This window comes from Arenibacter sp. F26102 (assembly GCF_023015865.1).
Taxonomy (GTDB): domain Bacteria; phylum Bacteroidota; class Bacteroidia; order Flavobacteriales; family Flavobacteriaceae; genus Arenibacter.
Genome location: NZ_JALKBC010000012.1, coordinates 76428 through 88091 on the forward strand (window position 1 = coordinate 76428; position 11664 = coordinate 88091).

Genomic DNA, 11664 nt, shown 5'->3' on the forward strand with positions numbered 1-11664 from the left:
TTTTTATGCTTAATTTTTTTGAGAACCCTTAACGCCTGCACTTTACCCCAATTTTGCTATAGTGTTGGAATTGAAGAGGACAACGGACGGACATATGGAATACCAACTAGAAACAAAGTGAGTTTTAAAATCTCATAACAAAGCCTTTCAAGTGCTTTTAACTTTCATTTCCGCATTTAATATCTGATCCACGGCAAGTCTGTATTTTACAGGATTTGAAGCCTTTTTTATGGCTTTATATGTTTTTTGGGGGTTGGAGGTAGATTGGGAAAAGAACTCCCAAAAACCTAGCATTTTCATCTTTATAGGTGTTGGCCCGGACAGGTACTCGTCATATTGCTGGTAAATGGTGTCATGAAATTCCGAAAATATGGACCATCGGTTTGAGGGATATTCAGTGGTGTTATTTTTTATCATACTGGGCAAAAAAGGATCGGCAATCAAACCGCGCCCGATCATAAAATGATCAATACTGGGAAAGCGTTTTTCCATAGCCTTAAAAGCGGCTACGCTGGTAATGTCCCCGTTATAGTACAACTTGTGTTTGGTGCTGCCAATGCATTTTTCGAATGCCGCCAGATCAACAGGGCCTTTGTAGAGTTGCTTTCCAATTCGAGCGTGGATAGCAATGTTTTTAAGCGGGTATTTATCTAAAATAAGAAAGGCCTCCAGAATTTCTTCCGGGTTCTCGTATCCCATCCTCATTTTCATCGATACCAAAATATCCGTTTCATTATGTGCTCTGTGCAAGACCTCGTTAATTCTATCAGGATTGCAGATTAGACCGGAGCCCATTCCGGATTTGGCCACCATAGGGTAGGGACAGCCTAAATTCCAATTCAATTCCTTATATCCTAAAGTTTGCACGTATTTGGCAACAAAAACAAACTCCTCTGGGTCGTTGGTGATTATTTGTGGAATCACCTCTAAAGAGGTGTTGTTTTCCGGTAGTATATCGTTCTGATAGGATTGCTTAATCTTTAGCTTGCCATTTAGCCTAATGTAGGGCGAATAAAAAGTATCTATACCCCCAAAGTAATGATTGAAGGCATTGCGAAACCTGAAATCGGTAAATCCTTGTAAGGGTGATGAAAGTAGGGTAGAGGCCATCTTTTTGTTTAGCTGGGCAAAGATAGGATAATTGGTTGATGGTTTTCACTAAGTGATTAAAATCAATAAATAGCTTCTGCCCATAGAGTTCATCCAGTTTTACCTTTCCAATCAACTATGGTTTAGCAAAATATAGTGGAATTATACAACACTTGGTAATAATTATGTAACGCGAGAACTTGGGAATAAGCTCACCTTTGTATGTTGGCCTCTGAAAAACGGCAACACTAAAAATTTAAAAAATAAACAAATGAAAAATTTATTATTTAGTGCAGTGCTTCTAATTTCTGGAACACTATTGGCTCAGGAAAATCCGAAGGAAGTAAAACAAGAGACCGAAGTAACAACTGTGAAAACAAACCATGGTAATAAAATATCCGCAAAGAGTGTAAAAGTAGTTACTAAAGAAACATCGGATATTAAGTTGGATAAAAGCAACCAAGACCGTGTAAAATCGGATACAAAAGTAGAAAAAGAAGTATATGTTGATAACGATGATAATACTGGTTATCAGTTTTTAACCAAAGAGACATATTTTATTTCCGATGGTGGTAAGTATGCCTTTTCTCCTAATGATAAAGGTTTTGGTATAAATTTTAATCCAGATAATGCCACATCGATAGAAAGTGCAAAATCATGGGCCTCAAGTAACGATGATTATTATATTGTAGAAGGGGAAACACATTCCGGTATTGGTCGTTTCAATACTAATGGGGATTTTGTGGTAGAATATTACAACAAAGACACCCAACAGGTGGAGGTAAAAATATATAAGAAAAACTAACATATAGTATTCACACAATTCGACGAGTCCTGATTTATTCAGGACTTTTTGTGTTTTAGAGGTTCAATATATCAGCAATAGTATTTAGAATCGAGGCCTGGATTTCGTCAATAAAACGGGAAAAATAACCACCGCTACTGGTTTCGTGAAAATAAGTTGGTATATAAAAGTCTAAAAAGAGGTTGGTCTTTTAATATAACCCTTGGTGGTAGGAGAGGAACGCCAATTGGAGGTGTTTTTGCCCTAGCTCAAACTATGAATAGAAGCCATCTTTTTGTTTAGCTGGGCAGAGATAGGATAATTGGTTGATGGTTTTCACGAAGTGATCAAAACCAATAAATCGTTTATGAAAGTCACCAAGCTTTATAGGGAACATATGGCTTAGGTCTGGAAGGAAACCTAGAGGAGGAACTTAAAAACCGATAGGACCAACCTTATGTTTTCCTAATACAGTTTAGCTTGTTAATTTATAATATTAATAGATCAAAAAATGTATTATGCATAATATTGATGTGTGTAAAAATGGTTATCCGTTATTCTGGGCTCCAAAGTTTTTTCAATTTTATTTTTAGGTTAAATTTAACGGCTAATCTTATATTCATGCCCCCGAAAAATGAAAATATTAAAGGCGAATCCAATTATTTATTAAATATTAACAACAACGGTGAATTTGATATTATTTTCAAATTATACTATCCAAGACTTTTGCTGATTGCTAATAATTATGTAGCCAGCAAGGAGGAGGCAGAAGAAATAGTTCAAGAAGTTTTTATCAAATTATGGAAGAATAGATCGGGCATTAATATAAAAACAAATAATATTAATGGCTATCTTTTTAAGATGGTCAAAAATGGTTGTCTAGATTATTTGAGAAAGAGCAAGAGGAAACTGGACTTGCATGGTTCCCATAAGCAAATAGAGGATGCGTTAAATTATGAAGCACTGTCCGATAATGATGCTTCAGATATAATAGTGGATGAATTGGCGGAGCAAATTAGGCATGCTATAGATCTTCTTCCTGAAAAATGTAAAGATGTTTTTGTAAAAAGCAGGATAGACGGTTTGGCTCATAAAGACATTTCGGAGAAACTTCACATTTCTGTAAAAACCGTAGAGAACCACATAGGACGGGCAATAAAACATATGCGCTTTCATTTACAGGATTATTTAAATTTATTTTAAAAAAAATCCCATTACGCTTGGGGGGTAGTTGGATTTATTTCGTCTTTATTATAAAGACATTATCTAAATGCAAGAAGATTTACTTCAAAAATACCTGGAAAACAAACTTGGCCCAGAAGAGAAAGAGCTTGTGTTTCGTTGGATAAAAAAGGGTGGTGGGAATCAGAAGAAGTTCAATGTACTAAAAGCTAAGCACGTTGCCGGTGCTTTAAAGAGCATTTCCAGAGAAGAGCCTGTATCCGCTTTCAACATATTCCAAAAAAAACGAAATCTAAAAAGGCTGTACCGTTCCCTTTCCTATGCAGCAATTGTTGTTCTATTAATATCTATCAGCTTTACTTTTTATAAGGATCACTTTAACATCCAACAGAAAAATTCATCCAACGCAAATCAGGATATTCTAATTGCTCATTCAGAAAATGGGGCTAAAAAGAAAATTATACTTCCCGATGGCAGTACCGTAATATTAAATATTGACAGTTATATAGAATATCCGATAAATTTTAAAAAGGAAACAAGGGAAGTTTCCCTTATCGGGGAAGCAACATTTGATATAGTCCACGATTCCCTGCGGCCATTTATAGTGATGACAGAACATTACAATGTTAAAGTTTTGGGCACCACTTTTAATGTAAAGTCATATCCTAATGATACGCAAACGGAAACCACCCTTATTACTGGCAAAGTAGAGCTGGTAAGGGAAAAAGAAGAGCCTATTATTCTTGCGCCTTCCCAGCAAGCGGTATTTAATAAAGCAAAAAATAAAATAAAAATCGGAAAAGTAATTTCCGAGGATGTAGTTGCTTGGCAAAAAGGAACCCTTGTATTTAAAAATACCCCTATGCAACAGGTTGCTCTGGATTTGGAGAGAAATCATAATAAAAAAATAATTATCAAATCATCTAAATTATTGGAATATGAATACACAGGAACATTGGACAACTTGAGTTTGGAGGAATCCCTTCAATTATTAAAGGTATCCTCCCCAATTGATTTTAAAATATTAAAATATGAAATTATACTGAATATGAAAGAATAAAAAAAAAGAGGATGTTCCAGCATCCCCTTTTTATAATATCAATCAATAAAATTATTGACTAATATCCAAACATTTCAAAATTATGAAAAAAAGCGAACAAAATGTGTTTTCGCTTAGAAAACAATTTCTAAGAATTATGAAGGTCTACGTAGTTTTAGTATGCATTAGTATGGCAAAGTTACTTGCTTCAAATGCGAACGCACAGACCATTACTTTAAAAGAAGAGGATACGGAACTAAGAAATATTCTAAATAGAATAGAATCCGAAAGTGCCTATTATTTCTTTTACAATAATAGTTTAATCAATGTTTCCGAGAAAACAAGTATAAATGTTGAAAAACAGGAAATTAAGTATGTGCTGAACCAGCTATTATCCGAAACGGAAATAAATTTTAAAATTTTTAAAAATCAAATTGTATTATTCCCTAGAAATGACCCTTCCCAATTAAGTTTTTTGAAAAAATTGGAGGATCTGGAAAAACAGGGGGATAATTTAGATAGTAAAAACGCTTCTCAAATTGATGAAGTAATCCAAAACCTCATTACCGGATCTGTAACCGATGAACAGGGGGAACCTCTGCCTGGGGTCTCAATTGTAATTCAGGGAACTACAACGGGCGTACAAACCGATTTTGATGGTAATTATGAAATTACCGCAAATAATGATGACGTACTGGTGTTTTCATACCTCGGAATGGATACACAAACCGTTATTGTTGGTGCGGAGATGACATTAAACGTAGTACTCAAAGAAAACTCGACCCAGCTTAATGAAGTTGTTGTAGTTGCCTATGGTACCTCGAGGAAAGAAGCAATAACAGGTTCTATCTCCTCGATTGCTTCAGAAAACATAGAGAAAAGAAGCATTACCAATATATCCAATGTTATAGAAGGCTCCTCGCCCGGTGTTATAGTAACGGCCCCATTAGGTCAGCCAGGTTCGGGACAAAGTATCCGTATTAGAGGATTTGGATCTTATGGATCTTCCAACGATGTCTTGTACGTTGTAGACGGAATTCCAATAAACGGTGATCTAAGTAGTTTAAATCCTGCCGATATAGAAAGTGTTAACATCCTAAAAGATGCGGGCTCAACAGCTTTATACGGCAACAAGGCCGCAAATGGCGTAGTATTGGTTACTACCAAAAGCGGTAAAAGTAAGGACGGACAGCTTAGGGTAAATATTTCTAGTTCTGTAATTAATAGGGGCACCAAAGAGTACGATAGATTGGGACCTGCAGATTTTTATGAAGCTTATTGGGATGCGAGACGTAATGCAATTGCAGTACCAGGGGTTGCCACCAGCGATGAACTTGCGGCAGCAAACCAAGCGACGGCAATCGGTATTTATGATGATCTGCTAAAGAACCCTTTTAATGTACCCAACGATCAAATTGTAGGTGTTGATGGAAAAATAAATCCAAATGCAACGCTTTTATATCCTGATGATCTTGACTGGGTAGGTGCATTGACAAGAACAGGAATTCGACGTACTGCCGACTTGAGTTTTAATAGCAAATCTGAGAAGAGCGACCTCTATGGCTCGTTGGGATATCTTGATGAGGAGGGCTATTTGATCAATTCTGATTTTAATAGAATTACGGCAAGGGTCAAGGGTAGTTATAACGCAACTTCTTGGTTACAGACCGGGATTAATTTATCGGGAACCCTTTCAAAGGCAAACCAGGCTCAAACGGCAGTTTCAGGAAGTACCATTAATCCATTTAGGTTTACCCGTAATATGGGATCCATTTATCCTATCTACGAACATGACCCTGTTACGGGTGATTATGTGCTGGATGATAGTGGGGAGAGAACTCTGGATCTAATAAGAGGGCCCGGAGCAAGTAGTGCCAGGCATATTCTATACGAAATTGAAAATGACACCCATTTGGAAGAAAGAAATAGACTTGATGGCAAAATGTTTGCTAAAATACAGCTGGCAAAGGGGTTGACTTTCACCAATAACATGTCTTACGAGACAGAAAATTTCTATGCCAGTGATTATTACAATGCGGAAATAGGGGATGCTGCACCCAGTGGAGAGGCTGCAAGAACATATATACGTACGTCAACCGCTGCTTTCAATCAATTGTTGAATTATGATTTTAACATCAACGATATACATTCCCTAGATATTTTGGCAGGGCATGAAACTCAGGATTTTAAAAGGACTTATTTATATACCAACATGTCAACCCAAATTTTCCAGGGTAATGAGGAACTCGCAAATTTTGTTTCCCCAAATGGTACAACATCATATATAGACGAAGTAAAAGAGGACAGTTACTTTGGAAGAGTAGGTTACAATTATGACTATAAATACTTTCTAAGCGGGTCTATTCGTACAGACGGTAATTCAAAATTCGCTGATGGTAACAAATGGGGTGTTTTTTATTCACTGGGAGGTTCCTGGAGTGTTCATCGTGAAAAATTCCTAGAGGATGTAAGTTGGATCGATAATTTAAAGCTTAGGGCGTCACAAGGGGAGTTGGGAAATGCCAATTTAGGAGATGGTGTATACTACCCATATCTTCCGCTCTTGGGTCTTGGTTATAATAACCAAAATGAGGCAGGGGTTTTAACGTCCTCATTAGGCTCTTCTGATTTGAAATGGGAAAAATCGGTACATACCGATGTTGCATTGGAATTTAGCCTTTTCCGTCGCTTGAGGGGATCGGTTGAGTATTTTAAAAAATTATCCAAGGATTTAATTTTCGCGGTGCCACTTCCCTTATCTGCCGGAGGAATAGTCTATGGCGATAGCCAACTGCAAAATGTGGGTGAGTTATATAACAAGGGGATTGAAATGTCCTTGACCTATGATATTATACAAAAGGAAGATTTTGGATGGTCTGCGACCATAAATGCTTCTACCATTCAAAACGAAATAACAAAATTACCTGAAGGACAAGAAACCATTTTAACGGATGACAACAAAAGACTTGAAGTAGGTAGAAGTCTATTTGATTATTATTTAAGGGATTGGTATGGTGTAGATCCTGCCGATGGGTCTGGGTTATATGTTGCAAATGATCCCACCGCCAGCGATGTTAGAACTATAGACGGCGTAGTCGTAACACCATTTGCCAATAACGCAAAAGAGGTTTACGCAGGTTCCGTTTTGCCGGATGTTTATGGATCTGTCAATTCTAATTTTAGATACAAGAACTTTAATTTCGATTTCTTGTTTACCTATCAGATCGGGGGAAATAATCTTGATAACAACTATGGGGATTTAATGTCTACTGGTACCTATGGAGCAGCGCTTCATACAGATATCTTAAATCGCTGGCAAGAGCCCGGTGATATCACTGATGTTCCTAGGGCAGATGCCACCATGGATGCACAATGGCAACAAACTTCAAACAGATTCCTAACGGATGCATCTTATTTAAGCTTGAGACAAATTAACGCTTCATATAATCTTCCGGATTCAATAAGCCAGAAAATAGGTGCCTCAAGTATAAGGTTCTTTGCGAACGCAGAGAATGTATTCAATCTCAACGCTCGAAAAGGCTTTAATCAGCAGCAGGATTATAGCGGAAACACATCCAATGTGTATATTCCAGCTAAATCATTTTCTTTTGGGCTAAACATAACCTTATAAAAATATAAATATGAAAAATATAATTATAAAACTAACCTTGGTCCTTCTTTTTAGTGTAGTGACCACTGGGTGTGATGATGAGTTTTTGGAAACCCAACCCACTAATCAAGTTTCTGCTGATCTTGCAGTGGAAACTACCGCAAATGGGATGATCCTTTTAAACGGATTACACAGGTCTTTGTATCACAAATTTTATACGCGTATAATTTTTAACGGTATTGGAAGTCAACTAATTATTAATGAACTGGCCGGTGATGATTTTGTTGATACCGGAAGTAATAATACTTGGACCACCGTTTATAAGTGGACAGCTTCTACAAGTGATACGGATTTGTTCACCGATTTTGCCTGGAGCTTTTATTACCACCTTATTGCCAATGCCAATATTCTCATCAATGGAATAGATGGAGCCACTGGAAGTCAGGCTGAAAGGGATTACATTAAAGGTCAAGCGTTGGTTTATAGGGCATTTGCGCACTATCAATTGGTTCAACTGTTTGCCGGGAGATATGATCAAGAAGGCGAAAACGCACAATTGGGTGTTCCTTACAAATTAAATACTGAAAATTTATTGGTGCCAAGGGATACGGTAGATAAAGTATACGAATTGTTGAATGCGGATTTGGATTTGGCCATTGAACTACTTGACGCAAAAAGTAGATTGAACAAATCGCACATTAATCAATCGGTCGCATTAGGAATTAAAGCTAGGGTAGCGCTTACTCAGGGTAGGTATGATGTAGCCATAACCAATGCCACTGAGGCCCTTGCCGATTTTACATTAATGAGTCAGGAAACTTATGCCGCAGGTTTCAAGAGCGATTCTGAAAATAACCCCGAATTTATGTGGGCTTCCCAAATAATTGCCGGTGATCAAGCAATTCCGTTTTCGGATTATGGCGCTTGGGTATCTAGGAACTTCAACGGGAATGCCGTTAGGGGGAATCCTAGGGCAATTACAAAAGTGTTGTATGATGAAATTTCGGCTACAGATGTTCGAAAAACATTATGGGACCCCACTGGTGAGCATCCTGATGTTGAATTGACAAGTAATCATAATAAGCACCCCTATACCAATCAAAAGTTTCTTGTGTTGGACATTGCCGACAGTAGAATTGATATTCCCTTGATGCGAGCTGCCGAAATGTATTTGATCATTGCAGAAGCCAATGCGCGTAAAGGTGGTGCAGACGGAGAAGCTGCCCAAGCCCTATTTAATTTGATTTCAACCAGAGATCTGGAATATACTTTATCTACCAATACCGGACAGGCATTGATAGATGAGATCATGATAAACAGAAGAGTTGAGCTTTGGGGCGAAGGTTTTAGATTTTATGATTTAAAACGTTTGAATCAGGATTTGGTCAGGGAAGTTGGTCCTGCCGATACCGGTACGCATCAAGCCTCATTCATAGGTAATGTTTCTTATGTGCCTGCAGGGGATAAAAGATGGGTGTTTTTGATTCCAAAATCGGAAATCGACGCCAATCCGTTAATAGAGCAAAATCCATTATAATAACCCAAGTTCTACCATTGGAAGGTGATAAGATCGGAGTTTAAAAGAAACTATCATCCTTATCCAAAATTTAAGTTTAAGCACTAGTAGAATAAGGTAATAAGCCCTGTGACCAATGCACTAACATCGTTGTTGTATTGTGAACGGGGTTTATAAAACAGCCAAACATTATCCAAGTTGATTTATCTCAAAAAGGTGTAGATCAATCTTCTATACCAGAATTTAAGTACAATTGAAAAACTGGGTTTTTAACAACTTTCCAATCCTATCTTAATACATAAACACCATCGAATGAAAAAATACTTAATACTAGGGATACTTTTTTTAAATATTTTGATCGGTTTTTCCCAGGAAGTTAAAAGAAACATGTCTATAAAAGACTTTTTAAGTATCCCTAGCATTTCCGATATCCAAATTTCCCCGGATGGCAACTCCCTACTTTACATTTTTACGGAAAGCAATTGGAATGCCAATAGGCAAATTAGTCATATTTGGCAAGTTGATAAAGATGGTAAAAATACAAAGCAACTAACCTTTGGGCTGGACAATGAAAGCGAGCCACTATGGTCTCCAGATGGAGAATGGATCAGCTTTTTAGCTAAAAGAAAGGAAGATAAGTACAGTCAAATTTATATAATGCCGACAGATGGTGGGGAGAGTAAGCGGCTTACGAATCATAAAACCTCTGTTTCCAATGTGAGCTGGTCGCCGGACAGCAAAAAACTTTATTTTACGGCTAACGACCCTTTTACAGTGGAAGAAGAAAATTTAAAAAGTGCTAAAATAGATGTGTATCCTTTTGAAGAAAACTACAAACAAAAACATTTGTGGGAGATAGATTTAGCAACCAATGAAAAAAAAATAACTTCGGGAAATTTTTCCATTCTAACCTATAGTCTTTCCAATGATGGAAATAGAATAGCAGTACATAAGTCTCCCAGTCCACTTTTGGACGACTCCTTTAAAAGTGAAATTTGGTTGATCAATAATGATGGAAGTGGTGAAATTCAACTTACGGACAACGGTGTTTCCGAAATTACAAATAACAGGCTATTTAAAACAGGGGCCCGAATTTCTCCCAACAATACATCCGTACTATTTACTGCTGCAGTGAACGGTAAAATGGAAGATTACTATAATAATAAATTATTCCTTTTGGCCAGCGATGGCAGCTCTGATATCGATTTGCTTACAAAAGATTTTCCTTATGAGGTTTCTGCCGCAGAATGGACTTCAGATGGCCGTAAGATAGTTTTAGTGGCAAATATGGGGTCACAATTCCAATTATGGCAGTACGAAACGTCTTCTAGAAAGTTGGTTCAGCTTACAGAAGGAAATCATTCCATAGGGCAGTGGACATATAGTCCCAACCAGGATGAGCATTTTGTTACCATTAAAACAATGGAAAATCCAGGGGAGATTTTCTCCTTTAAAAAGGGAAAACTAAAACAAATAACCCATCATAACGATTCACTAAAAGAAAAGTTCAATTTACCAAGACAGGAGGTTATTAGCTGGAAAGGAGAGGATGGAGTAACCGTGGAGGGAATGATCTACTATCCGCATAATTATAATCCTGAAAAAAAGTATCCATTGGTGGTGCAAACGCATGGGGGCCCTAGGGCTTCAGAAAAATACGGTATGTCCTTGCGCTACACTACCTATGTTCCAGTACTTACCGGAATGGAATATGTGGTGCTTCAACCAAACTATAGGGGGAGCACGGGTTATGGGGATGATTTCTTACGCGGAATGGTCGGCGGATATTATGACCAATCTCATCTCGATGTAATGACCGGAGTTGATTTTTTAATAGAAAAAGGTATAGCCGATCCGGAAAGAATGATAAAAATGGGCTGGAGTGCAGGAGGACATATGACCAATAAAATAATAACGTTTACCAACCGTTTTAAGGCCGCATCCTCCGGAGCTGGGGCAGTAAATTGGATAAGCATGTATTCCCAAAGCAATGTAAGATATAACAGAGATCCTTGGTTTGGGGGATCTCCTTGGCAAAAGGATGCACCAATTGAAGTTTATTGGAACCATTCTCCCTTAAAGGACATAAGTAATGTTGAAACGCCCACCCTTGTTATCGTAGGGGAAAATGACCCAGTGGTTCCAAAGGAACAATCGGTAGAATTGTTCCGAGCATTACAAAGCAACAATGTTCCATCACATTTATACATTGCTCCCAGAGAAGCTCATAGGTGGATGGAATTACAACATCGCTTGTATAAGATAAATGTTGAATTGGAGTGGTTTGCCAAATATGCGCTAAACAAGCCATATGAGTGGGAATATGTAAAATAACAGTGGTAAGGCCCTAGGTTTCAATTCGCGGATTACCAGAATGCTAATGGTGGATCAGACGATTTAAATTAAGGAGTTGATTTAATAAAATCGGTTTAAAAAATTATTCA

The 11664-nt window shown here is 37.5% G+C and carries 7 protein-coding genes; 6 read left to right on the forward strand and 1 reads right to left on the reverse strand.

Annotated features, from left to right (window positions below; all coding sequences use genetic code 11):
• Positions 1-147 precede the first annotated feature (147 nt).
• A complete protein-coding gene (locus MWU78_RS16320; RefSeq protein WP_246999659.1) occupies positions 148-1110 on the reverse strand; it encodes a tRNA-dihydrouridine synthase family protein in 963 nt (320 codons plus the stop codon).
• Positions 1111-1360: 250 nt separating this feature from the next.
• On the opposite strand from MWU78_RS16320, the gene MWU78_RS16325 reads away from it, so the two are divergent.
• From MWU78_RS16325 to MWU78_RS16350, 6 genes are all read left to right on the forward strand, one after another.
• A complete protein-coding gene (locus MWU78_RS16325; protein WP_246999661.1) occupies positions 1361-1894 on the forward strand; it encodes a hypothetical protein in 534 nt (177 codons plus the stop codon).
• Between the two features lie 600 nt (positions 1895-2494).
• Entirely contained in the window at positions 2495-3076 is a 582-nt protein-coding gene (locus MWU78_RS16330) for an RNA polymerase sigma-70 factor (RefSeq protein WP_246999664.1), read from the forward strand.
• Between the two features lie 67 nt (positions 3077-3143).
• Positions 3144-4115, forward strand: coding sequence for a FecR domain-containing protein (locus MWU78_RS16335; RefSeq protein WP_246999666.1), 972 nt, complete (start codon positions 3144-3146; stop codon positions 4113-4115).
• 169 nt (positions 4116-4284) lie between these two features.
• Positions 4285-7725 carry a SusC/RagA family TonB-linked outer membrane protein gene (locus MWU78_RS16340; protein ID WP_246999669.1) on the forward strand — a complete coding sequence of 1147 codons (3441 nt, stop codon included), beginning with the start codon at positions 4285-4287 and terminating at the stop codon, positions 7723-7725.
• Between the two features lie 10 nt (positions 7726-7735).
• Positions 7736-9241: a RagB/SusD family nutrient uptake outer membrane protein gene (locus tag MWU78_RS16345; protein ID WP_246999671.1), complete on the forward strand. Its 1506-nt coding sequence runs from the start codon at positions 7736-7738 to the stop codon at positions 9239-9241.
• 291 nt (positions 9242-9532) lie between these two features.
• Positions 9533-11554, forward strand: coding sequence for a S9 family peptidase (locus MWU78_RS16350; RefSeq protein ID WP_246999672.1), 2022 nt, complete (start codon positions 9533-9535; stop codon positions 11552-11554).
• Positions 11555-11664 lie beyond the last annotated feature (110 nt).